This window comes from Streptococcus pseudopneumoniae (assembly GCF_001072665.1).
GTDB lineage: Bacteria > Bacillota > Bacilli > Lactobacillales > Streptococcaceae > Streptococcus > Streptococcus pseudopneumoniae_S.
On the sequence record NZ_JVJI01000135.1, the window covers coordinates 18,203 to 40,263 of the forward strand.

26 protein-coding genes are annotated in these 22,061 nt (G+C 42.9%); 3 read left to right on the plus strand and 23 right to left on the minus strand.

Features of this window, described 5'->3' with window-relative positions; all coding sequences use genetic code 11:
* Window positions 1-4: 4 nt before the first annotated feature.
* Both ADH52_RS10225 and cdaA read right to left on the minus strand, forming a co-directional pair.
* A complete protein-coding gene (locus tag ADH52_RS10225) occupies window positions 5-784 on the minus strand; it encodes a CdaR family protein (RefSeq protein WP_042750804.1) in 780 nt (259 codons plus the stop codon).
* Window positions 771-1,628 carry a diadenylate cyclase CdaA gene (cdaA, locus tag ADH52_RS10230; protein WP_049511121.1) on the minus strand — a complete coding sequence of 286 codons (858 nt, stop codon included), beginning with the start codon at window positions 1,626-1,628 and terminating at the stop codon, window positions 771-773. The genes ADH52_RS10225 and cdaA overlap by 14 nt, the downstream gene beginning before the upstream one ends.
* Before the next feature lie 138 nt (window positions 1,629-1,766).
* On the opposite strand from cdaA, the gene ADH52_RS10235 reads away from it, so the two are divergent.
* Window positions 1,767-2,735, plus strand: a complete 969-nt coding sequence (locus ADH52_RS10235; protein WP_049511122.1) for an NAD(P)/FAD-dependent oxidoreductase — start codon at window positions 1,767-1,769, stop codon at window positions 2,733-2,735.
* Window positions 2,736-2,767: 32 nt separating this feature from the next.
* Here ADH52_RS10235 and whiA read toward each other — a convergent pair whose 3' ends face one another.
* From whiA to ADH52_RS10285, 10 genes are all read right to left on the minus strand, one after another.
* Window positions 2,768-3,679, minus strand: a complete 912-nt coding sequence (whiA, locus tag ADH52_RS10240) for a DNA-binding protein WhiA (RefSeq protein WP_000011285.1) — start codon at window positions 3,677-3,679, stop codon at window positions 2,768-2,770.
* Window positions 3,676-4,653, minus strand: coding sequence for a YvcK family protein (locus tag ADH52_RS10245; protein ID WP_049511123.1), 978 nt, complete (start codon window positions 4,651-4,653; stop codon window positions 3,676-3,678). The genes whiA and ADH52_RS10245 overlap by 4 nt, the downstream gene beginning before the upstream one ends.
* Entirely contained in the window at window positions 4,650-5,540 is an 891-nt protein-coding gene (gene rapZ / locus ADH52_RS10250) for an RNase adapter RapZ (protein WP_000163055.1), read from the minus strand. The genes ADH52_RS10245 and rapZ overlap by 4 nt, the downstream gene beginning before the upstream one ends.
* 51 nt (window positions 5,541-5,591) lie before the next feature.
* Window positions 5,592-5,972: a RidA family protein gene (locus ADH52_RS10255; protein WP_049511124.1), complete on the minus strand. Its 381-nt coding sequence runs from the start codon at window positions 5,970-5,972 to the stop codon at window positions 5,592-5,594.
* A 10-nt stretch (window positions 5,973-5,982) separates the two neighbouring features.
* Window positions 5,983-6,570 (minus strand): ribosome biogenesis GTP-binding protein YihA/YsxC, encoded by a 588-nt coding sequence (gene yihA, locus ADH52_RS10260; protein WP_000422605.1) that lies wholly within the window; start codon window positions 6,568-6,570, stop codon window positions 5,983-5,985.
* An 8-nt stretch (window positions 6,571-6,578) separates the two neighbouring features.
* A complete protein-coding gene (clpX, locus tag ADH52_RS10265; protein WP_025169664.1) occupies window positions 6,579-7,811 on the minus strand; it encodes an ATP-dependent Clp protease ATP-binding subunit ClpX in 1,233 nt (410 codons plus the stop codon).
* Between the two features lie 36 nt (window positions 7,812-7,847).
* Window positions 7,848-8,018: a hypothetical protein gene (locus ADH52_RS11515; protein WP_049511125.1), complete on the minus strand. Its 171-nt coding sequence runs from the start codon at window positions 8,016-8,018 to the stop codon at window positions 7,848-7,850.
* Window positions 8,018-8,524, minus strand: a complete 507-nt coding sequence (locus tag ADH52_RS10275) for a dihydrofolate reductase (RefSeq protein WP_049511126.1) — start codon at window positions 8,522-8,524, stop codon at window positions 8,018-8,020. The genes ADH52_RS11515 and ADH52_RS10275 overlap by 1 nt, the downstream gene beginning before the upstream one ends.
* Window positions 8,525-8,643: 119 nt before the next feature.
* The gene (gene cmk, locus ADH52_RS10280) at window positions 8,644-9,318 is read right to left on the minus strand and encodes a (d)CMP kinase (RefSeq protein ID WP_049487135.1); all 675 of its coding nucleotides are present in this window, start codon (window positions 9,316-9,318) and stop codon (window positions 8,644-8,646) included.
* Between the two features lie 8 nt (window positions 9,319-9,326).
* A complete protein-coding gene (locus ADH52_RS10285; protein WP_049511127.1) occupies window positions 9,327-9,827 on the minus strand; it encodes an SAG1386/EF1546 family surface-associated protein in 501 nt (166 codons plus the stop codon).
* Between the two features lie 45 nt (window positions 9,828-9,872).
* On the opposite strand from ADH52_RS10285, the gene ADH52_RS11190 reads away from it, so the two are divergent.
* Window positions 9,873-10,070 carry a ferredoxin gene (locus ADH52_RS11190; protein ID WP_004235080.1) on the plus strand — a complete coding sequence of 66 codons (198 nt, stop codon included), beginning with the start codon at window positions 9,873-9,875 and terminating at the stop codon, window positions 10,068-10,070.
* Window positions 10,071-10,127: 57 nt separating this feature from the next.
* On the opposite strand, the gene ADH52_RS10290 is transcribed toward ADH52_RS11190, so the two are convergent.
* The 6 genes from ADH52_RS10290 to ADH52_RS10315 all read right to left on the minus strand — a co-directional run bounded on the left by ADH52_RS10290 (window position 10,128) and on the right by ADH52_RS10315 (window position 17,236).
* Window positions 10,128-11,093 (minus strand): glycosyltransferase family 2 protein, encoded by a 966-nt coding sequence (locus ADH52_RS10290; RefSeq protein ID WP_049487138.1) that lies wholly within the window; start codon window positions 11,091-11,093, stop codon window positions 10,128-10,130.
* A gap of 1 nt (window position 11,094) precedes the next feature.
* A complete protein-coding gene (gene galE, locus ADH52_RS10295) occupies window positions 11,095-12,114 on the minus strand; it encodes a UDP-glucose 4-epimerase GalE (RefSeq protein ID WP_049487133.1) in 1,020 nt (339 codons plus the stop codon).
* A gap of 102 nt (window positions 12,115-12,216) precedes the next feature.
* Window positions 12,217-13,320, minus strand: coding sequence for an NAD(P)/FAD-dependent oxidoreductase (locus ADH52_RS10300; RefSeq protein ID WP_049487132.1), 1,104 nt, complete (start codon window positions 13,318-13,320; stop codon window positions 12,217-12,219).
* A gap of 16 nt (window positions 13,321-13,336) precedes the next feature.
* Window positions 13,337-14,134: a Nif3-like dinuclear metal center hexameric protein gene (locus ADH52_RS10305; RefSeq protein WP_049487131.1), complete on the minus strand. Its 798-nt coding sequence runs from the start codon at window positions 14,132-14,134 to the stop codon at window positions 13,337-13,339.
* Window positions 14,121-14,798 (minus strand): tRNA (adenine(22)-N(1))-methyltransferase, encoded by a 678-nt coding sequence (locus ADH52_RS10310; protein ID WP_049487130.1) that lies wholly within the window; start codon window positions 14,796-14,798, stop codon window positions 14,121-14,123. Before ADH52_RS10310 ends, ADH52_RS10305 begins: the two co-directional genes overlap by 14 nt.
* A 101-nt stretch (window positions 14,799-14,899) precedes the next feature.
* Window positions 14,900-17,236 carry a cation-translocating P-type ATPase gene (locus tag ADH52_RS10315; protein ID WP_049487129.1) on the minus strand — a complete coding sequence of 779 codons (2,337 nt, stop codon included), beginning with the start codon at window positions 17,234-17,236 and terminating at the stop codon, window positions 14,900-14,902.
* Window positions 17,237-17,368: 132 nt separating this feature from the next.
* On the opposite strand from ADH52_RS10315, the gene ADH52_RS10320 reads away from it, so the two are divergent.
* A complete protein-coding gene (locus ADH52_RS10320; RefSeq protein WP_000500197.1) occupies window positions 17,369-18,118 on the plus strand; it encodes a lysophospholipid acyltransferase family protein in 750 nt (249 codons plus the stop codon).
* Between the two features lie 43 nt (window positions 18,119-18,161).
* Here ADH52_RS10320 and ADH52_RS10325 read toward each other — a convergent pair whose 3' ends face one another.
* From ADH52_RS10325 to ADH52_RS11360, 5 genes are all read right to left on the minus strand, one after another.
* The gene (locus ADH52_RS10325) at window positions 18,162-18,854 is read right to left on the minus strand and encodes an alpha/beta hydrolase-fold protein (protein WP_049487128.1); all 693 of its coding nucleotides are present in this window, start codon (window positions 18,852-18,854) and stop codon (window positions 18,162-18,164) included.
* Complete coding sequence (locus ADH52_RS10330) at window positions 18,835-19,845, minus strand: ABC transporter substrate-binding protein (protein ID WP_049487127.1); 1,011 nt, start codon at window positions 19,843-19,845, stop codon at window positions 18,835-18,837. Before ADH52_RS10330 ends, ADH52_RS10325 begins: the two co-directional genes overlap by 20 nt.
* 19 nt (window positions 19,846-19,864) lie before the next feature.
* Window positions 19,865-20,620, minus strand: coding sequence for an ABC transporter ATP-binding protein (locus ADH52_RS10335; protein WP_049487126.1), 756 nt, complete (start codon window positions 20,618-20,620; stop codon window positions 19,865-19,867).
* A gap of 1 nt (window position 20,621) precedes the next feature.
* Entirely contained in the window at window positions 20,622-21,668 is a 1,047-nt protein-coding gene (locus ADH52_RS10340; RefSeq protein WP_049487125.1) for a FecCD family ABC transporter permease, read from the minus strand.
* A 225-nt stretch (window positions 21,669-21,893) separates the two neighbouring features.
* The coding region (locus ADH52_RS11360; RefSeq protein WP_152903965.1) for a TipC family immunity protein at window positions 21,894-22,061 on the minus strand (168 nt) is incomplete at its 5' end.

A 22,061-nucleotide genomic window follows, 5' to 3' on the forward strand; every position in this document is an offset into this window, starting at 1 on the left:
ATTTTTAATTCGTTTTTGAACTAGTTGCTTTCGTTGACGAAGATGTCTCCGACGAACTGCTTGTTGTTGAATTTGATGTGCTTGAACTTGGTGCTACTGGTTTTGTAGTCACCTTCATTGTTGTGTCGAACGGAGTAATAACTGCCGGTAAGACAACACCATTGCGATCGATTGCCTGCAAAGGTACTGAACCACTGTAATTACCTGTTATGCGTTCGCTGGTTGGTAAAAGCGCAATAACTTTGTCAATCTTAGCTAATGTTTCCTGGTCAGTTGTGACCGAAACTCGTTCGTTTGACACGGTTATACTATCAATTTGTAACTTGGGATCAATCTGGCTTTGGTCAACTTGTGGCACAACAAGCATCCCATCTCGCTTAACCTTCTTCCCAACTTTCACTGTAATCTTTTGAGGCGTTGCCACAGCGGTCAATCCACTTGGAAGATTTTCAATATTCAAGGGAACTTCAATCGTTCCAACACTGGCATCCGTCAAATCAGCAGTTACCTTAAACTTACGAGTGCTCTCCTGCATTTCGCTGGCCAAGGTCACACGATTGGCTCCGGTTAATACCACTGAAACTTCTGATGCAAATCCGCTAATGAAATACTGGTCATCATCATAGTGAATAACGATAGGAACGTTCGTTATCGTATTGGTGTAAGTTTCTGATTTAACCTGCCTTGCGGTATTACTATTTTGAAAGTTGGTTGACGTTGCATAGATGAATAAGATACAAGCAAAAAAGAGAGATGAAATGATGTATAGACTATTTTTTCTCATATTTCCAACCTCCTAACAAACGGTCCTTGAAACTGACTTTTTCCTCAACGACTGGCAAAAGAATTGCTCGTAGCTCTGCTTCAAATTCTTCAATCGTCAAATCGTGCTTGAAAACACCGTTATAGGTAATAGAAATGCCACCTGTTTCCTCTGAGACGATGAAGGTCAAGGCATCGGATACTTCTGACAAACCGATAGCCGCCCGGTGTCTGGTCCCAAATTCCTTTGAAATCCCTGTGCTTTCTGTCAAGGGCAGATAGGCAGAGGTGACTGCAATCCGATTTTCTCTGATAATCACAGCACCATCGTGTAGGGGAGTGTTGGGGATAAAGATATTAATAAGGAGTTCAGCTGAAATATTGGCATCCAAAGGAATCCCTGTCGCAATGTATTCTTGCAAGGTCCGAACTCGTTGAATGGCAACCAGAGCACCAATCTTACGGGGACTCATATATTCAACCGACTTGACAAAGGCACGAATCATTTGCTCCTCTGCACTAATTTGAGCAGTAGAAAAGAAATCTGTCGCCCTTCCCAAGCGTTCCAAACCAGTCCGAATCTCTGGAGAGAAGATAACAACCGCAGCAATAACCCCATAGGTGATAATTTGATTAATCAACCAAGAAATCGTTGTTAAACCAAGGATATTGGCTACAACCTGGGCTAATACAAAGATCACGACCCCACGCACCAAAATCATAATCTTGGTGCCAGCTATCGCTTTTGTAAAACGATATAAAATATAAGCCACAATCAAAATATCAAACAGATTGATGGCAATACTCCAAGGACTAGAAAACAAGCTAGTCCAATATTGCAGGTTGGATAATTGTTGAAAGTTCATCTGCTGTCTCCTCTCTGTCCAAACACGTTCCTTTCTATTATACCATTTTTCTGGCATTTTTTTCCCTATCCTACTTCATTTTAAATTAAAGAAAAAATATGATAAAATAAACTGACTAGAAAAAACAAAGGAGAAACCATGTCTCAACTCTATGATATTACCATTGTAGGTGGTGGTCCCGTCGGGCTTTTTGCAACCTTCTATGCACATCTACGCCAAGCCAAGGTCCAAATCATCGACTCCCTTCCACAACTAGGTGGACAACCTGCTATTCTCTATCCTGAAAAGGAAATTTTAGACGTCCCAGGTTTCCCAAACCTGACTGGAGAAGAATTGACCAACCGTCTAATCGAGCAATTAAACGGCTTTGATACCCCCATTCATCTCAATGAAACGGTTCTTGAGCTTGAAAAACAAGAAGAAGGCTTTGTCATTACAACTTCTAAGGGAAGTCACCTGTCTAAAACAGTTATCATCGCTATGGGTGGCGGTGCCTTTAAACCACGTCCTCTAGAACTAGAAGGCGTTGAGGGCTATGAAAATATCCACTACCATGTTTCCAACATCCGGCAATATGCTGGTAAGAAAGTGACGATTCTTGGTGGCGGAGACTCGGCTGTGGATTGGGCTTTGGCTTTTGAAAAAATTGCGCCAACTACCCTTGTCCACCGCAGAGATAATTTTCGCGCCTTGGAACACAGTGTCCAAGCCTTGCAAGAATCATCTGTGACCATCAAGACACCATTCATCCCTAGCCAACTCCTTGGAGATGGAAAAACGCTTGACAAGTTGGAAATCACAAAAGTTAAATCTGATGAAACAGAAACTATTGACATAGACCACCTCTTTGTCAACTATGGTTTCAAATCTTCTGTTGGTAACCTTAAAAACTGGGGTCTGGACCTCAACCGCCACAAGATTATCGTCAACAGCAAACAGGAATCCAGCCAAGCAGGTATCTATGCTATCGGTGACTGCTGCTACTATGACGGAAAAATTGATCTGATTGCGACAGGCCTCGGAGAAGCACCAACCGCCGTCAACAACGCCATCAACTACATCGACCCTGAGCAAAAAGTACAACCCAAACACTCAACAAGTTTATAAGAAAAGAACCACGAGTCCTACGATTCGTGGTTTTATAATTCATCGGCTAATTTATTTATCTTTCTAAGTCTGTGATTGACGCCACTTTTGGTCAGAGGGGTGCTGAGACTATCTGCTAACTGCTGGATAGAGTAGTCTGGGTGCTGAATCCGCAATTGCGCTACCTCCTGCAAATCCACTGGCAGGTTTTCTAAGCCCATGATATCTTTGATTTTACTGATATTGTTGATAGTCTTCATGCTGGCAGAAACTGTCCGAGCAATATTGGCTGTTTCTGCATTATTGGCCCTATTGAGGTCATTACGGGTTTCTCGCAAAATCTTAACCCGCTCAAAATCATCACGCGCCTGCATAGCTCCGATGACAATCAAGAAGTCCATAATATCTTCAGCACGCTGGAGATAGGTCACAGCTCCCTTTTTGCGCTCAAGCACCTTGGCATCCAGCAAAAACTGCTGGAGAAGAGAGGCAAGCCCTTGTGCGTGGTCCAGATAAACAGAACTGATTTCCAACTGATACTTGCCTGACTCAGGGTCACGAATGCTTCCATTTGCCAAGAAAGCGCCACAAAGATAAGCACGACCTGCTTCCTCATCTGATAAAATTTCCTCGTCAATACCTGTTTCCAGGCCAAAGAAGGAGTCTGCCAAGTGCAAATCACTCAGCAGGTCCTGCACCTTTTCATCTGTAAAAACGGTATAGACTCGATTCTTGCGAAGATTGCTCCGTTGGTGGTGGCGAATTTCCGATTTGATTTCGTAGAAATGGAGAAAGGACTCATAGAGGTGACGAGCCAGCTTGGCATTTTCTGTCACGACAGACAAGGTCAAACCCGAAGTCGAGAGACCAATACTGCCAGACATCTTGATAATGGCAGACAGTTCATGTCGGCTTAGATGGTGCTGACCTAGGATTTCTTCTTTTACTGCTACTGTGAAACTCATTTTCTCACCTGTATAATGCGCATCAATTCGTCCACTATCAAATCTCCATCGTGGAAGGCACCCCCATTTTCCAGACGAAGGAAGTTGGATGAAATCACACGCGGAACTTGCTTAAAAAGACCAGCAAAATCATGTTCCACCTGCACCAAATATTCATCAAACCGGTTGGAATTCATGTATTCCTGAGGCACTTTTTCAATATTCACCAAGACAGTGTCGATAAAAGGTCGGCCAAGGTGACGATGCAAGACTTCCACGTGGTCACTATCTGTAAAGTGTTCTGTCTCCCCACGTTGAGTCATGATATTGCAGACATAGGCGATTTCTGCCTTGGTTTCCAAAAGCGCCTGCCCGATTTCCTTAATCACGATATTGGGCAAAATAGAGGTAAAGAGAGAACCAGGACCTAGGACAATCATATCACTTTCAAGAATGGTCTGCACTACTCGACGGCTAGCCAGAGGCGTATCATCGTTGAGGGTATTGGTCACATAGACATGGTCAATCATGCCTGGATGGTCTGCAATATGGCTCTCTCCAGCCACTTCTGTCCCATCCTGAAAGACTGCATGAAGGGTCAAGGGATGGTCACTGGAAGGATAAATCTTCCCAGTTGTGTGGAAAAATTTGCTTAGTAACTGCATGGCATTATAGGTCGAACCCTGCATTTCTGACAGGCCAGCAATGATGAGATTACCCAATGGATGACCAGCAAAGGCTCCTGCATCTTCAGAAAAGCGATACTGAAAGACTTTCTCATAAAACTTAGGCATATCCGACATGGCCACAAGGACATTGCGGAGATCTCCTGGCGGTGTCAACTGCTGCATGTTTTTTCGGAGTTCACCTGATGAACCACCATCATCGGCCACCGTTACGATAGCAGCGATTTCCACATCTTTTTCACGCAGACTTTTAAGAATGACGGGGATCCCAGTCCCTCCACCAATCACCGTTATCTTTGGTTTTCTCATGAACGGTTTACCGTTTCCTTTCTTCGGTCTTTGTCGCGATGCCCTTCATTAACAGGCCAATTCTTGGATAAGTCCTGCGCCAAGCGTTTAGCAAAGGCCACACTACGGTGTTGCCCACCCGTACAACCCATGGCAATGGTCAAAACGGACTTACCTTCCTTTTGGTAACTTGGCAAAATCGGCTCAATCAAGGCCAACAAATGTTGATAGAAGTCTTCTGACTCAGGGTGATTCATGACATAGTCATAAACTGGTTCATCTACACCCGTTTGGTTTCGCAGTTCTGGAAGGTAGTATGGATTTGGCAAGAAACGGACATCAAAAACCAAGTCTGCATCAATCGGGATTCCATATTTAAAGCCAAAAGACATGACTTCGATACGGAAAGACTGGGCTTGTTCCTGATCAGAAAACTGCTCTGCAAGGGTTTTGCGCAACTCACGTGGAGTAAGTTCAGTTGTATCCACCACATTTTGACTCATATTTTTCAAAGGCGCCAAGAGTTCACGTTCCAGCTTGATTCCATCCAAAATCCGTCCATCTGCAGCTAGAGGGTGACTTCGTCTAGTTTCCTTGTAACGAGCTACCAATTCTTTATCAGCTGCATCCAAAAAGAGAATTTTAAAGTCCAGTTCTTCCTTATTTTCCAACTCATCCAAAACCGCTTGAATTTCTGAAAAGAAAGAACGGCTACGCATATCCACTACCAAAGCCAACTTATGGTCGTCTTCCTTTGTTTCAACCAACTGCAAAAACTTAGGCAAGAGAGCTGGTGGCATATTATCAATAGTAAAATAACCCAAATCTTCGAAGGACTGAATGGCAACTGTTTTCCCAGCACCACTCATCCCTGTCACAATCACCAAGTGAAGTTGTTTCTTTGTCATCTTTTTCTCCTTATATCAAAAGAAGTTTGGCAACACCAAACTTCAACTAGCTTATCCAATCTCTGCGATGACTTCGATTTCGACTTTTACATCACGAGGAAGACGAGCTACCTCCACAGCTGAACGAGCTGGAAATTCCTCTTTAAAGGCCGTTTGGTAAACCTCGTTAAAAGGAACAAAGTCGTTCATATCGCTCAAGAAGCAAGTTGTTTTGATAACATGGTCAAAGTCTGTTCCTGCTTCTGCCAAAATAGCACCAATGTTTTTCAAGACTTGTTCTGTCTGTTCTTGAATCGTTTCTCCAACGATTTCCCCAGTTTCAGGAGAGAGAGGAACTTGACCACTAGCAAACAAAAGGTTGCCAACGATTTTTCCTTGAACATAAGGCCCGATAGCCTTTGGAGCTTTATCTGTATGAATTGTTTTTGCCATTTTCTTTTCCTCACAATTTTTCTAAGATTGCATCCCAAGCCTCATCCATCCCTGCCTTGCTGACAGATGAAAAGAGGATAAAGTCGTCACTTGGGTCAAAGTTTAATTTCTTTTTGATTGCTGATTCGTGCTTGTTCCATTTACCACGAGGAATCTTGTCTGCCTTAGTCGCAACGATGATGACCGGAATCTCATAATACTTGAGAAATTCGTACATCTGAACATCATCTGCTGACGGGTCATGACGGAGGTCAACTAGACTGACCACTGCACGGAGATTTTCCCGAGTCGTTAAGTACTCCTCAATCATGCGCCCCCACTTTTCACGTTCCTTTTTGGAAACGCGGGCATAGCCATAACCAGGTACATCCACAAAGCGCATCTTGTCATCAATGTTAAAGAAGTTTAGGAGCTGCGTTTTACCAGGTTTACCTGATGTTCGGGCTAGATTCTTGCGGTTCAGCATGGTGTTGATAAAGCTAGACTTGCCTACATTTGACCGCCCTGCTAGGGCAATCTCTGGCAGTTCATCCTGCGGATAGTGGGATTTATTAGCCGCACTGAGTAAGATTTCAGCATTGTGTGTATTAAGTTCCATAGTCACCTCTAGGCTGTTTCTAGGATTGGTTTATCCGTTCCATCGACAGCTTCTTTTGTGATGCGGACCAATTTCACATTTTCCTGACTCGGTACTTCAAACATGACATCTAGCATTGTTTCTTCGATAATCGAGCGAAGACCACGCGCACCCGTTTTACGTTCGATGGCCTTATTGGCGATTTCTTGAAGGGCTTCGTCGTCAAATTCCAACTCGACGTCATCATAAGACAGTAAGGTTTGGTATTGTTTTACCAAGGCATTTCTTGGCTCTTTCAAGATACGAACCAAGTCATCGACCGTTAATTGCTCAAGAGCTGCAAAGACAGGCAAGCGTCCAATCAACTCAGGGATAATACCAAATTTTTGAATATCTTCTGCGATGATTTCTTGCATGTAAGAGCTGTTTTCGTCAATCGCCTTGTTATTTTGACCAAATCCGATAACTTTTTCACCCAGACGTTGTTTGACGATTTCTTCAATACCATCAAAAGCACCACCCACGATGAAGAGGATATTTTTGGTATCTACTTGAATCATCTCTTGTTGTGGATGCTTGCGTCCACCTTGAGGCGGTACGCTGGCAACAGTTCCCTCGATAATCTTAAGAAGGGCTTGTTGCACCCCTTCACCAGAAACATCACGTGTGATAGAAACGTTCTCGCTTTTCTTGGCAATCTTGTCAATTTCATCCACATAGATAATGCCACGCTCTGCACGTTCAATGTTAAAGTCAGCAGCCTGCAAGAGTTTGAGGAGGATATTTTCCACATCCTCACCCACATAACCAGCCTCAGTAAGAGCTGTCGCATCCGCAATCGCAAAAGGTACATTCAAGCTTTTAGCCAAGGTCTGAGCAAGGAAAGTTTTCCCAGAACCAGTTGGGCCAATCATCAAGATGTTTGACTTCTGCAAATCTACATCTTCCGACTCTTCACGCGTATCGTGGAAATTGATACGTTTGTAGTGGTTGTAAACTGCAACTGCCAAGGCACGCTTGGCACGATCTTGACCAATTACATAATGGTTCAAGATATGGAGGAGTTCGATTGGTTTTGGAACTTCTGACAAGTCTGCCAAGACTTCCTCAGCCAACTCCTCCCGAATGATTTCCTGGGCCAACTCCACACATTCATTACAGATAAAGGCGTTGTTCCCAGCGATTATTTTTTGTACTTCTTCTTGGCTTTTGCCACAAAATGAGCAATAAACCATCATATCATTATTCCTAGTTGTAGGCATGATTTCCTTCCGTTCTATTCTATACTGTCATTCTATCTAAAATAAGGTCATGTAAAAGGCATGAATACTATTGACCAAATTGGTAAAGGCATTTAACCAGAGGAGGATAGAAAGTCCATAACGCTTTTTACGAAAAGCCTGTGCGCCAGCAAGCAAGCAGACCAAACACAGCATGGCTGTGAAAAAACCAAATATACTACGTTCCATTAGACTTCCTTTCTCTTGCGGTATTGGATGGTAAAATCATAAGGATTTTTCTCATCTTTGGCGTAAAATTTGCTTGAAACTGTCTCAAAAAGAGACAAGTCAAACTCTTCAGGGAAATAGGTATCTCCCTCCACCCGAGCATGAATGTGAGTCACAATCACTTCATCAAGGTAGGATTCAAAAGCCTGAAAAATTTGCTTCCCACCGAGAATATAGAGATTCTTGTCTTGAGCCTGATACCAGTCCAAGACAGACTGGACATCATAAAAAGTAGTAACCCCATCTATCTTTTCTTCCGGGTTACGTGTCAAAATCAAGGTCTCCCGTTTTGGAAGCAAGCGACGTCCCATTCCATCAAAGGTCACACGCCCCATCAAGATAGCATGATTCAGAGTTGTTTCTTTAAAGTGTTGCAGTTCTGCTGGCAAATACCAAGGCAGACGATTGTCCTTACCAATCACACCCTCTTCATCCTGGGCCCAAATAGCTACGATTTTCTTAGTCATGCTTCCATCCTTTTCACTGATAGTACTATTTTATCAAAAAACTCAAAAAAAGACTGGTTTGGAATGCGTTCAGTTTGATAGAAAAGAAGCAGGCTAGCTTTAGCCTGCTTCTCCTGTCCCTAGGACATACGTTTCTTTGCTTCTAATTCAATTTTTTTGACTACTTCTTGAATGTTCAAACCAGTTGTATCAAGGTAAACTGCATCCTCTGCTTGTTTGAGAGGTGAAGTCTCACGATGGCTATCCTTGTAGTCACGCGCAGCAATTTCCTCTTTTAGGGTTTCAAGGTCTGTTTCAATTCCCTTGGCAATATTTTCCTTGTAACGACGCTCTGCTCTTTCATCAACAGAAGCTACTAAGAAAATTTTCAATTCTGCTTGTGGCAATACAACAGTCCCAATATCGCGACCATCCATGACAATCCCACCTTGCTGGGCAATCTCTTGTTGGAGAGAAACTAGTTTCTCACGTACTTCAGGAATTGCTGCAATAGCAGAAACATGATTGGTCACTTCATTTTCACGAATAGGATGAGTAATGTCCACATCTCCTACAAAGACAAGTTGTTCTCCAGTTTCTGAGCGCCCAAAGCTGATTGGATGCTGGTCCAATAAGGCTAAAAGTTCCTCAATTTCTTCCACTCCTAACTGGTGTTTCAGAGCCATATAGGTCGCCGCACGATACATAGCACCTGTATCTAGATAGGTATAACCAAAATTTTTAGCAATAATCTTAGCAACCGTACTCTTACCGCTTGAAGCTGGACCATCGATAGCAATTTGAATTGTTTTCATATCAACTCCTATTTGATTTTGATAACATCACCTGGATTAGCAAACCAAGAACCTGTAGCCATATGCCCAGGATTCAAGGCCTCTAGCTGAGCAATCGAGATTCCTGCACGAGCGGCAATGGTTGCTTCTCCTTCTCCAGCCTGAACTGTAATTGTCCCTTCACTATCAGTATGCTCTTCAGAATGACTTTCACTAGAAGAGCTCTCTGTAGAAGTTGCTTCTTCAGTCTTGCTAGATGAAGATGCGGATTCTTCTGTTACAGAGGTTGAAACAGGGGCAGATGAATCATAAAAATCTTTCAAGGCTGCTGTACGATTACTCCCTCCACTTGAAAGGTAAATCAATACTATTATCATTACTACAACAATCACGAAAAAGAGACTAGCTAGAATCGTCAAGACACGATTTGCAACAATACCTGTACCTTTTTGATTACGTTGATGTCGTTCCGTTCTCGTCTGTTCTTCTTGATTCTCATAAATATCTTCTTGCCACGGTTCTTTTGCCATACCTTACTCCTTGTTTTTTTTTACTTTTCTTATTACAATATAAATATGAAAATCACACTTATACCTGAACGCTGCATTGCCTGTGGTCTTTGCCAAACTTATTCTGAATTATTTGATTACCACGATAATGGAATCGTGCGTTTTTACGATGACCCTGACCAACTAGAAAAAGAAATCTCTCCTAGTCAGGACGTCGTAGAAGCTGTTAGAAACTGTCCGACACGTGCCTTGATTAAAGATTAACTCTAATACCGACAGGAACGTTCCACTCCTTCTAGTTTAGCATATTTCCATGCAAAATTATAGTCTTTTCTCTTTATTTTTTTCTGTAAAATCAGGAAGGTCACTTTTTTCTTTGACGAGATAAAGTGGTCTTTTTTTGGTCTCTAGATAAATCTTACTGATATACTTGCCGAGAATCCCAATGGTCAAGAGTTGAATCCCACCAAGGAAGAGAATAACAGCCATCAGAGAGGTCCAACCTGATGTCGGATTGCCCAAAATGAGGGTCCGCACCACAACAAAAAAGGTCATAAGCAGAGAAATAAAACAAGATAGGAGACCTGCCACAAAGGCTATAATCAAGGGAAAATCTGAAAAATTAACAATCCCTTCAATGGAGTAGAAAAAAAGTTGCCTAAAACTCCAACTGGTCTTACCAGCCTTCCTTTCGACATTTGGATAGTCCAGATAGTGGGTTTTAAAACCCACCCAGGCAAAGAGTCCCTTCGAAAAACGATTGGACTCAGTCAAGCTTAAAATGGCATCGACTACAGACCTTCTCATCATGCGAAAATCACGGACACCTGACGGCAGGGCTACTGGACTAATTTTTTTCATGAAGCCGTAAAATAGATTAGCACAAAAACTGCGAAAGAAGGGTTCCCCCTCCCGACTAGTTCTCCTGGTCCCAACACAGTCCAAGTCTGTATTCTGGTCTAGTAAGGCTTTCATCTCAAGCAATATACTAGGAGGATCTTGGAGGTCTGCATCCATCACCACCACTAGATCTCCTGTCGCATATTGCAAGCCTGCATACAGAGCTGCTTCTTTGCCAAAATTTCGCGAGAAAGAAATATAATGCACTGCTGGATTTTGCTCCCGATAGGTCTTTAAGAGTTCCAAGGTCCCATCACTTGATCCATCATCGACAAAGACATACTCGATTTCTGTTCCCAAATCCGGAAGTAAAGCTTCCAAAGCCTGATAAAAAAGAGGAAGTACTTCCTCTTCGTTTAAACAGGGGACAATGATTGACATCACCATCTTAGTCTTCAAATCCATTTGGATGCTTGCTTTGCCAACGCCATGCGTCTTCACACATTTGGGTGATGCCTAATTCTGCTTCCCAGCCCAGTTCTGCTTTGGCTTTTGCAGGATCTGAATAGCAGGCTGCGATATCCCCTGGGCGACGGTCTACAATGCGGTAAGGAATTGGACGTCCCACTGCTTTTTCCATATTTTGGATAATTTCAAGAACTGAGTAGCCTTTACCTGTTCCAAGGTTATAAACGTTTAGACCTGAACCTTTTTCGATTTTTTGTAGAGCTGCAACGTGACCTTTAGCCAAATCGACAACGTGGATATAATCACGAACACCAGTTCCATCTTCCGTATCGTAGTCGTCTCCAAACACTTGCACTTGCTCTAATTTCCCAACGGCTACTTGAGTCACATATGGCAAAAGGTTATTTGGAATACCGTTTGGATTTTCTCCCAAATCTCCGCTCTCATGAGCTCCGATTGGGTTAAAGTAACGAAGCAAGACCACATTCCATTCTGAGTCTGCCTTGTAGATATCCGTCAAAATTTCCTCTAACATGAGTTTAGTGCGGCCATATGGATTGGTCACTGAAAGTGGGAAATCTTCCAAGATTGGCACTGTATGAGGATCTCCGTAAACTGTCGCAGAAGAACTGAAGATGATGTTTTTACAGTTGTTTTCTTCCATGGCTTTCAAAAGGCTGACAGTTCCTGCGATATTGTTGTCATAGTAGGCAAGAGGGATACGGGTTGATTCGCCAACAGCCTTCAAGCCAGCAAAGTGAATGACCCCTGTTGGTTCTTCTTGTTTGAAAATGTCTCTGAGGGTATCTGTATCACGAATATCTGCCTCATAGAAAGGCACTTCAACTCCTGTGATTCTCTCAACAACTTCTAAACTTTTTCTGTTACTATTAACAAGGTTATCCACCACAACAACCTGATGACCTGCTTGGATTAACTCAATAACAGTGTGAGTTCCGATAAAACCTGCTCCACCCGTTACCAAAATCTTTTCTTGCATCTTCTTTCCTCGATTCTCGGATTATTTTTTCTTATTTTACCATTTTTGATAGGGAATGTCATTTGCCATCCTTGAGAGGGGGCTAAAATTTCAGTAAAATTCTTATTCGCTTTTTACTCGTTTGACATAGTTTTCAATTGGATAGTTTAGAGGGTCCAAGGTCAACTCCTTGCCTTGAACCAGTTGAGCTAGATGGTAACCAATGATAGGACCAGTTGTGAGGCCTGATGAACCTAGTCCACTAGCAGCATAGACACTTTCTAAGCCAGGTACTTGCCCAAAGAAAGGTGAGAAATCACTGGTATAGGCACGGATTCCCACACGCTCAGCTCTTGAAGTCGCTACTGCCAAGACTGGATAGTGAGGCAAGGCTGCCTCCTCCATTTGTTGGAGTAAGGTTTCATCTACCGTCAAATCAAATCCCATGTCATTTTCATGGGTAGCGCCTAGGGATAATTTCCCACCTGCAAAAGGAATCAAATCCCACTCCCCTTCTGGCATAACAACGGGGTAAGCTTCCATGTCTTGGCCAAGCTGATAATCTCGTAGTTGCCCCTTTTGGGGACGAACATCTACTTCATAACCTAAGGGTTCTAACAGATATCCCAACCAAGCTCCCGTCGCCAAAATAACCTGATCAAACACCTCTTCGTCAATCTGGTAACCTGATGCTAAAGATGTCAGAGTTACTTTTTCTTTGACCAGCTTGACCTGACTGGCTTCTAGCAAACGAGTCACTAAGAGTTGGCCATCTACTCTCGCTCCACCAGAAGCATAGAGCAGGTGGTCAAATCCCTGCAAGCCAGAGAATAATTCATTAGCTGATGCTTGGTCCAGAATGGCTAATTGCCCTATCAAGGGAGATTCTTCTCTACGCTGGTGGGCTAGTTGATAAAGTTCTTCCAACTTAGTTTCATCCTTTTTCAGGAGAAAGACTCCCGAACGCTGGTAAAAGTCGATTTCTTGCCCTGACTTCTCTAAATCAGCTAATAAATCCACATAAAAGTCAGCCCCCAAGCGCGCCATTTTATACCAGGCCTTATTGCGGCGTTTGGAAAACCAAGGACTGATAATTCCCGCTGCGGCCTTGGTAGCCTGACCTTGTCCATGGTCAAAGACGGTTACTTCTAGGTCACTTTCTTTCGAGAGGTAGTAGGCAGCTGTTGCTCCCACAATTCCTGCTCCAATAATGGCAACTTTTTTCATTGTTTTCACTTTCTAACTAGATATGGTGGAAAGGATTGGTCGATGCTTGACTAGGTACAATATCAATTGTCCAGTCTTTTTCCTTTTTCCATTGATTAAGAAGTGCTGCGATTTTTTCCACAAAGAGCACTTCGATATAGTGACCAGGGTCCAGTGCTAGCAACCCATCTGACAACATATCCTGGGCAGTGTGGTAGTAAATATCACCAGTGATATAGACATCCGCTCCTTTAGCTAAAGCATCCTTATAGAAAGACTGCCCGCTTCCACCACAGATAGCCACTCTTGAAATCGGCTTCTGCAAGTCATTCTCTTGATAATGCACCATTCGAAGACTATCTAGGCCAAAGACTTGCTTAACATGCTGGGCCAATTCTCCAAATGTCTTAGGTTGAATATTCCCAATACGTCCAATTCCACGTTCTGGACCTGTCTCCTGTAGATAAGTCGTCTCCTCGATACCTAGCATCTGACAAAACCAGTCATTGAGGCCATTTTCAACGATGTCAATATTGGTATGGCTGACATAAACTGCGATGTTATGCTTAATGAGATCAATGTAAATCTGATTTTGTGGACGGCTAGCTACCAAATCCTTGATGGGACGGAAAATAGGTGCGTGCTTAACGATAATCAAGTCTACACCCTTTTCAATAGCTTCAGCCACCGTTTCTTCACGAATATCCAGAGCAACCATGACTCTTTGGATATCCTTGTCCAAAGTGCCAATTTGCAATCCGCGACTGTCTCCTTCCATAGAAAATTCCTGAGGGCAAAAGGCTTCATACGCTTTGATCACTTCACTTGCTAGCATGGAGAACCTCCTTGATGGCTTGAATTTTATCTACTAAAACTTGACGTTCCTCCAGATTTTTTTCTGGAATTTGTCCGAGGGCGAACTCTAGCTTCTCAGCTTCTTTTTTCCATTTTTGTACAAAAAACGGACTGACTTCTTTGGACAAGATAGGTCCAAAACGGACATCACTTGCTGATAAGTTCATTTGTCCCGCTTCCACTACTAGAATTTCATAAAATTTGCCAGCTTCTTCTAGGATGCTTTCTGCTACAATCTGAAAACCATTGTCTTGCAACCAAATGCGCAAGTCGTCTTCACGATTATTGGGCTGGAGGATTAAACGCTCTACATTAGCTAACTTGTCCAAGCCTTCTTCTAAAATCCTCGCAATCAAACGACCACCCATACCAGCAATGGTGATGACCGACACTTGGTCAGCCTCTTCAAAGGCTGCTAGGCCATTGGCTAAACGGACTTGGATTTTCTCCTTTAGGCCGTGAGCCTCAACATTCTTGACCGCTGACTGGTAGGGACCTTCTACGACCTCACCTGCAATGGCGCTTTTGATTTGGCCTCTCTCCACCAACTCGATAGGCAGATAAGCATGGTCACTTCCCACATCTAGTAAAATGGCCCCCTGTGGCACAAAGGACGCCACTAATTCTAATCTCTTTGAAATCATCTTCTCTCACTTTCCAAAACTCTATTACCTCTTATTATACCACATTTCAGCTGGCAATCTTGCACCTAAAAAAACCGCAATCCACAGATTGCAGCCTTTCTTTATTTTCTGGCTTGATAGCGACTGGTCAGGATGAAAATCACGGTAAAGACCAACATCATGACACCATAAACAGGCAATGTTTGTCCTGTCAAGGTTGAAATTTCAAGTAGTTTTTGGATTCTTGGGAAGAGAGCTGTGGCTAGGAAGCCTCCTACTGACCAAACAATCAAGAGGACACGCCAAAGGGTGAATGGTATGCAGGCTCTAAATACAGATAAGAAACCAATTGACCCCAAGAGATAATAGAGGAGGGTTGAGATTTCTAACTCAGACCAGCCTTGACTCGTACCAAATATTTTCACAAACAGGACGCTGAAGACGACCATGAGAGCGCTTGGTAGGGCACGAAGCATGGATCTTCTGAGGAAGTTTGGCTCGACAGGTTTGATATTTCGCTCAAAAGTCAGAACGAATGGTGGGAAACCTTCCACGAATTGGTCAATCATGGTAATCTGGATTGGAATGAAGGGGAAAATCAAGATCCACTCAGACCGACCTAGTAAAGCACTGGCGATACAGATAACTGCGAGCAAGAAAGAATAGATGGTCTTTATCAAGAAAATCGGGGCGATGTGGGCAATGTTATTGACCACACGACGACCTTCAAAGAGAATCTCAGGAACATCATTAAAATCAGAGTTCAAGAGAACCAAATTGGCAATCTGCCGTGTTGCCGGGTCTCCCTCAGCCATCACGATGGAACAATCTGCCTCACGAAGAGCCAAGATATCATTGACTCCGTCTCCTGTCATAGCTGTTGTATGACCCGCTTTTTTCAGAGTTTGGATGATGAGTTTCTTTTGATGAGGGGAAACACGACCGAAAATAGCTGTCTCTTCAGCCATAGCAACCAATTCCTCATCCGTAATTTTCGAGCAATCTACATAGCTGTCATAATCCGCAAAACCAGCCTTCTGGGCAATGCTGGATACCGTAACTGGATTGTCACCAGAGATAATCTTGAGGCCCACTTCCTGAGAACGGAGATAGTCCAGCGTCTCTGCTGCTCCCTCTCGAATAGGGTCCAAGATTTCCAGCAAGGCTAGAGCCTGAATATCAGATGGTTTTTGTGGTTTGTGATGGTCTAATTTCTCCTGACTGAGAGCTAAGACCAAGACACGTGAACCTCTCTCCAAGGCCTCTCTGGCTTCTGGGACTTCAGAGTCCAGCAACATCTCAGGTGCACCTAAGAAAACTGTTCCCAAACCTTCTAACTCCATGGCTCCCCACTTGCGGTCGCTGGAGAAGGGAAGATTAGAGAGCATAGGATAAGTAACTTCTCCCACAAAACGCTTTCGAATAGCTTGCGCAGTTGGATTTTTATCCTCACTATGAGCCATATAGCTGGCCAAGATGCTAGCAAGCGCTGACTCTCCATACTCTTCGGTCAAAGGAAGTACAGCCTCCACCTGCATCTTTCCTTGGGTGATGGTGCCCGTCTTGTCCAGACAGAGCATATCCACGCGTGCCAAGGTCTCAACAGAATACATCTCCTGCACCAAGACCTTTTTCAAGCCCAACTTAATCACCGCAGTCAGGAGCGAAGTAATGGTCAAAAGGGCAATTCCCTTAGGTAACATCCCCAAAAGGGCTGTCGACGAGTTTACAACGGATGACTTGAGAGGCAGGCCTTTTAAAATCAAGGCTTCTAGCAAGAGAGCTAGACCAAAAGGAATGATAATCTTTCCAGTAAAACCTGCTAACTTGTCCAGCGATTTCATGATACGAGAGTTGATTGGTTTAACGGTCTTGGCTTCCAGCATGAGTTTGGCAGCATAGTTGTCTGCACCGACATGGTGAACTTGAGCTAAAACTGACCCACTAGCTAGGAAACTTCCTGACAAAAGCAAGGCATCCACTTCCTTTTGCACCAAATCACTTTCCCCCGTCAACATGGCTTCATTGACTTCTGCAAAGCCTTCCAAAACCAAGGCATCACTAGGAATCTGCTCTCCTGCAGACAAACGAATGACATCTCCTAACACCAATTCTTCAGGATTCAGAGCCACTTCTTGGCCATCACGAATAGTCTTGACCTTTTCCTTGGTCATGAGATTGAGCTTGTCCACCATGTGTTTAGCCCGCAGCTCGGTCACAATCCCAGAAAAAGCGTTAAAGCAGATAACAGCAAAAAAGACCAAATTGCTCCAAGCCTGCACAAAGGCAAGGGCCAAAGCAATGGCAAAGTTCAAAGCGTTAAAAAGGGTAAAGACATTTCGTTTAACGATTTGCCAAGTGCTAGTACTGGCCGATGCAGTAAAATCATTGACCAAGCCCTTAGCCTGTCTTTCCTTGACATCTCTTTGGGTTAATCCCATAATCTTATTTTTATCCATAAATTCTATCATATCATTTTTTCTAAAAGAATTCTAATCTCACCCCAAATATGTACCTAGTCAAGGGAAAAGTTTGCCAGCTCTCCTTTGATAAGGTATAATAATAACAAGAAAATAATCGAAGGAGATCGCATGTTTTATACTTATTTACGTGGATTGGTTGTCTTGCTCCTATGGTCCATCAATGGCAATGCCCACTATCATAATACTGATAAAATTCCTAATCAAGATGAAAATTATATTTTGGTTGCCCCTCACCGCACCTGGTGGGATCCAGTTTATATGGCCTTTGCGACCAAACCAAAACAATTTATCTTTATGGCCAAAAAAGAGCTCTTTACCAACCGTATCTTTGGCTGGTGGATTCGTATGTGTGGTGCCTTTCCTATCGACCGTGAAAATCCTAGCGCCTCAGCTATCAAATATCCTATCAATGTTCTCAAAAAAAGTGACCGTTCTCTCATCATGTTTCCAAGTGGAAGCCGACACTCAAACGATGTCAAGGGTGGCGTAGCTCTGATTGCCAAAATGGCCAAGGTCCGTATCATGCCGGTTACCTACACAGGTCCCATGACTTTGAAGGGCTTGATTAGTCGTGAACGTGTCGATATGAACTTTGGAAATCCAATTGATATCTCAGATATCAAAAAAATGAATGACGAAGGCATTGAAACAGTCGCCAATCGTATCCAAACAGAATTTCAACGTCTGGACCAAGAAACCAAACAATGGCACAATAATAAAAAACCAAACCCACTCTGGTGGCTTATCCGCATCCCTGCCCTCATCCTTGCCATTATCCTCGCTATCCTAACCATCATCTTTAGCTTTATCGCAAGCTTTATCTGGAATCCAGATAAGAAAAGAGAAAAACTTGCTTAAATAAATACAACAATCCCTTGGCAAAAGCCAAGGGATAAATTTTTTATTCGATTTTCCATTTTTGGGCCAACCAGCTGGAAAAGGCTAAAAATCGTTCAGCTACTTGTTCATGGTGTCCATAAGGGTCAAAGACAAACTGGCCGTTCGGATAGCGTTTCTGAAGACTGGTATGGATCTGCTCAGCATAGACTGGTGCTTGAGCCAGACGATTGCTATGATTGACTCCTTCTGTTTGACCGTTCTGTAAATACAGCAAACAGTCTAGATTTTTCACTGTCTCTGCCTTGCAGTAAGTCACAAAATCAGGATACCAAAAAGAACCGCAGATAGAGAAAACACAGGAAACCTTGTCAAAGCTGAAAAGACTGTAGACTGCCGCCAAACCACCTAGTGAATAACCTCCATAGGCAAGGCGTGCTTCATCCAGGCGATAAAGCGACTGCAACTTGTCTAAAAGGCCTCCAAATAAATGATCATGATAGACCTTGGCCTGACCTCCAAAATCTGGAGCTCCATCTCTCAGAGCAGCCACCTTCCAAGGAGTGTAGTCATCTAGGCGATTTTTAGAGATCAAGCCCACTAAAATCACAGATTCGGAAAGGGACGATAGGAAATCCAAGTTTCCATCATTCAATAAAATAGCCGGATAGGTTTGATTGGGGTCGTAGTTAGAAGGAAGGCTGATTTTGACTTGAATTCCTTCCCAATCAAACTCATTATTTATTGATAAAGTCATTGATTTTCTCAAGGGAATCAATCACTGCTGGACCATAGTCCATCAACTCATCGTAAGAGATGGTCATGATTTTTTGATTCTTAATAGCAGGAACGCTTTCCAAAACAGCATTTGCCTTCATCAACTCTACTGCTTTTTCATCCAATTTTTTATTGCGGTCGCTGGTTACATAGATAATCAATTCAGGATCCATTGACACGAGGTTTTCCAAGGTCAAGCCTGATGTCCCCGTAGCAACGTTTGTATAACCAAGTTGGTTCAGCAAACTTTCTTGCAAAGCAGACTTGTAGGCACCGAAGGTTTCATCATTATAAGCAACCATAATCAAAGCCTTTTTCTTTTCACCTTGACTTGCTGGATTTGCTTTCTTAACAGCGTCAATTTTAGTTTGTAATTGGGCTGCGTATTCATTGGCCTTGTCCTGAACATTAAAAATCATTCCAAGATTTTTGACATCTTCTACAATATTTCCTAAATCTTGCTGAATCGTTGAGAGAGAAGCTTTTTGCGTATAAACTGGGATTTTGTTTTCATTCCAAGCGCTAACTGTCCCCAAGGATTTTTCAGAAAACATCATGTTTCGCCCCATCACAGCGTCTGGCTCATAAGAAAGGACTGTCTCTTGTGAGACTGTTTTTTTATCCCCAATTTGAGGAATCGTCGCAATTGCCTCCTTGTATTTGTCCGTCACAGCATTATCAGGGTTAAGCATGCCAGCAATTTTATCCTTCAAGCCTAACTCCAATAAGATTTCAGTGGTAGAAAGATTGTTGGTGATAACTTTTTCAGGTGCCTTGTCAAAGACTTGTTCGACTTCATTTCCTTTAGCATCATAGGTCTTAACCGTTAACGGATAAGTCGTCTCTGCGTTTGCCTTTTGACTTGTTTCTGTGCTAGACTGTGTGGTAGCTTTTTCTGTAGTAGTATTGCCACAAGCTGCCATGGTTAGGGTAGCTACTGTTACGAGTAAAATGCTTAGTGTTTTTTTCATCTTGTTTTCCTTTTCATTCTTATAAATAGTGAATCATGGCTTGCTGATCCTTGGTCCAAGTCACCTGACTTTGAACTCCGTATACAGTTTGCAATGACTCAGGGGTGATGGTCTCCTTTGGAGTCCCTTGGTAAAGGATTTCCCCCTCTTTCATCAGATAGAGATAATCCGAATAGCGACAAGCAAGTTGAATATCATGCAGGACAGCTAGAACATTAACCTTGAGATTTTTCACAATGGCCAGTAAGTCTAGCTGATACTTGATATCCAGGTGATTAGTTGGTTCGTCCAAAAGTAAGAGAGTCGGTTCTTGTGCCAAAGCGCGGGCTAGTAAGACCCGCTGTTTCTCTCCCCCTGATAAGGACGAATAGAGACGAGTTTTCTTCTCAAGCATATCCACCTTAACGAGGGCATCTTGAACGAGCGCATAATCCCTTTCCCTTTCCTTCTGTAGAAAAGAGAGGTGGGGAGTTCTTCCCAGCAAGACGATTTCCTCAACTGTACAATCAAACTGCAATTGATTAAACTGGGTCACAACTGCCATTTGCTTGGCTGTTTCTTTGATCGTCCATTGTTCCAGAGGCTTTCCATCTAAGCTTATCAAGCCTTTATCCGCCTTTTCCTGACGATAGAGGAGTTTAAGCAGGCTGGTTTTTCCACTTCCATTTGGTCCTAGTATCGTGTGAAATTGATTCCCTTCAACTTTAAGAGAAACTCCCTTGAGGATTTTTTTCTCTCCCAGTCCAAAATGGATATCCTTACAAATCAAGTCCATGTCAGACCCTCACCTCCCTTCGCCTACCTCCAACAATGTAGATAAAGAAGGGAGCACCTACTAAGGCTGTGAAAATACCAATAGGAAGCTCTGCGTTTGGAATGATGATACGAGAGAGTACGTCTGCCCAGATGACAAAGAGGGCACCTAGCAAGGTTGCAACAGGAAAAAGCCTCTTGTAACTCGTTCCTACTAACCCTCGAGCTAAATGTGGAGTAATCAGACCAACAAATCCAATAATCCCACAGGTTGCTACTAATACTGCTGTTAGCACAGCCACCATGGTCACATAAAGATACCAATAAAAGCGTAAGGGAATCCCCAAAGTTAAAGCAGCCTCATCTCCCATCATCATCGCGTTGAAAACACGATACTGAGTAGAGAAAAATACAAAGGCCATTCCTACTACTATAGTTGGCAAGAATAAGTCAGACCAGCTAGTCCCAGCGAGCGAGCCCATGGTCCAAAACTTAATGGTCATCACACTATCCGCATTAGCTCCAACTGAGATAATAAAGTTTGAAAAAGCCAGAAAGAGAGCATTGACCACTGTTCCTGATAAAATCAGACTGGAAGTCGTCATCCTTCCCTGCATAGAGGCAATGATGAGGACAGCAATTGTTGCCAAAATAGCTCCAAGGAAAGCTCCAAGACTAATCACCAATTTTAAACCAAGAATGATGCTCAAAGTTGCCCCTAGAGTTGCACCCGCAGATATTCCTAAGACATAAGGCTCTGCTATGGGATTATTCACTGTAGACTGCATCACGCTACCACACATAGAAAGGCCTGCTCCTACTATCAGACCTAACAATACTCGGGGGAATCTCATGTTCCATACAATGGCAAGAGTAGACTTGGAAACCTCTCCTATCTCAAGAGGAAATCCCAACCTGCTCAAAATAATCCGATAGGTATCTCCTAGATCAATCGCAACAGATCCCATTGAAACTGCTAGAAAGAGAGAAATCCCTAAAACACCTAGTAAAATACCTAAAAGCAATACAAATTGCAGGTCCTGTCGGCTTCCAGAAAATTTGGAAAGCATGCAAACCTCCTTTGATAGAATCTTAAAAATTTAGAAAATTCTCATGAAAAGTATACCATATTTTCAACAATGGAACAAGATGAGAAAAACAAATATAGTTAGTCTTACAGTGCTAATAATCGTAACCGAAGATTATACTTGAGTATATCGAGGTAAAGTGACACCATAAAAAGCCCTCTGAAAATAGAGAGCCACCTGTTTATATAATTAGTGAGAATCTTTATGTCACCAATTCTCCCACTGAGTTTCAACTTTCACCTCACCATAGTTGCTTGGCGAGTATTTACTGTCATAAATGGTACACCAGTCTTTCAAGACTTTTTGGTTGACGATTTCGTCATAGTCCTTCTCTAATTCTTCTTTGGAAATATTATTTTTTCTTAAATATTCTCT

Excerpts from the sequence above, each read along its gene's own strand:
- ADH52_RS10245 (WP_049511123.1), bottom strand. The coding sequence starts at position 4,653 with ATGAGAAAACCAAAGATAACGGTGATTGGTGGAGGGACTGGGATCCCC.
- galE (WP_049487133.1), bottom strand. The coding sequence starts at position 12,114 with ATGCAAGAAAAGATTTTGGTAACGGGTGGAGCAGGTTTTATCGGAACT.
- ADH52_RS10235 (WP_049511122.1), top strand. The coding sequence starts at position 1,767 with ATGTCTCAACTCTATGATATTACCATTGTAGGTGGTGGTCCCGTCGGG.
- cmk (WP_049487135.1), bottom strand. The coding sequence starts at position 9,318 with ATGAAAACAATTCAAATTGCTATCGATGGTCCAGCTTCAAGCGGTAAG.
- ADH52_RS10330 (WP_049487127.1), bottom strand. The coding sequence starts at position 19,845 with ATGAAAAAAACACTAAGCATTTTACTCGTAACAGTAGCTACCCTAACC.
- cdaA (WP_049511121.1), bottom strand. The coding sequence starts at position 1,628 with ATGAACTTTCAACAATTATCCAACCTGCAATATTGGACTAGCTTGTTT.
- ADH52_RS10285 (WP_049511127.1), bottom strand. The coding sequence starts at position 9,827 with ATGGCAAAAGAACCGTGGCAAGAAGATATTTATGAGAATCAAGAAGAA.
- ADH52_RS10255 (WP_049511124.1), bottom strand. The coding sequence starts at position 5,972 with ATGGCAAAAACAATTCATACAGATAAAGCTCCAAAGGCTATCGGGCCT.
- ADH52_RS10225 (WP_042750804.1), bottom strand. The coding sequence starts at position 784 with ATGAGAAAAAATAGTCTATACATCATTTCATCTCTCTTTTTTGCTTGT.
- ADH52_RS10310 (WP_049487130.1), bottom strand. The coding sequence starts at position 14,798 with ATGATTTCAAAGAGATTAGAATTAGTGGCGTCCTTTGTGCCACAGGGG.
- ADH52_RS11515 (WP_049511125.1), bottom strand. The coding sequence starts at position 8,018 with ATGGAACGTAGTATATTTGGTTTTTTCACAGCCATGCTGTGTTTGGTC.
- whiA (WP_000011285.1), bottom strand. The coding sequence starts at position 3,679 with ATGAGTTTCACAGTAGCAGTAAAAGAAGAAATCCTAGGTCAGCACCAT.
- ADH52_RS10275 (WP_049511126.1), bottom strand. The coding sequence starts at position 8,524 with ATGACTAAGAAAATCGTAGCTATTTGGGCCCAGGATGAAGAGGGTGTG.
- ADH52_RS10320 (WP_000500197.1), top strand. The coding sequence starts at position 17,369 with ATGTTTTATACTTATTTACGTGGATTGGTTGTCTTGCTCCTATGGTCC.
- yihA (WP_000422605.1), bottom strand. The coding sequence starts at position 6,570 with ATGGAACTTAATACACACAATGCTGAAATCTTACTCAGTGCGGCTAAT.
- ADH52_RS10325 (WP_049487128.1), bottom strand. The coding sequence starts at position 18,854 with ATGACTTTATCAATAAATAATGAGTTTGATTGGGAAGGAATTCAAGTC.
- ADH52_RS10300 (WP_049487132.1), bottom strand. The coding sequence starts at position 13,320 with ATGAAAAAAGTTGCCATTATTGGAGCAGGAATTGTGGGAGCAACAGCT.
- ADH52_RS10340 (WP_049487125.1), bottom strand. The coding sequence starts at position 21,668 with ATGCTTTCCAAATTTTCTGGAAGCCGACAGGACCTGCAATTTGTATTG.
- clpX (WP_025169664.1), bottom strand. The coding sequence starts at position 7,811 with ATGCCTACAACTAGGAATAATGATATGATGGTTTATTGCTCATTTTGT.
- ADH52_RS11190 (WP_004235080.1), top strand. The coding sequence starts at position 9,873 with ATGAAAATCACACTTATACCTGAACGCTGCATTGCCTGTGGTCTTTGC.
- ADH52_RS10315 (WP_049487129.1), bottom strand. The coding sequence starts at position 17,236 with ATGGATAAAAATAAGATTATGGGATTAACCCAAAGAGATGTCAAGGAA.
- rapZ (WP_000163055.1), bottom strand. The coding sequence starts at position 5,540 with ATGACAAAGAAACAACTTCACTTGGTGATTGTGACAGGGATGAGTGGT.
- ADH52_RS10335 (WP_049487126.1), bottom strand. The coding sequence starts at position 20,620 with ATGGACTTGATTTGTAAGGATATCCATTTTGGACTGGGAGAGAAAAAA.
- ADH52_RS10290 (WP_049487138.1), bottom strand. The coding sequence starts at position 11,093 with ATGGTGATGTCAATCATTGTCCCCTGTTTAAACGAAGAGGAAGTACTT.
- ADH52_RS10305 (WP_049487131.1), bottom strand. The coding sequence starts at position 14,134 with ATGCTAGCAAGTGAAGTGATCAAAGCGTATGAAGCCTTTTGCCCTCAG.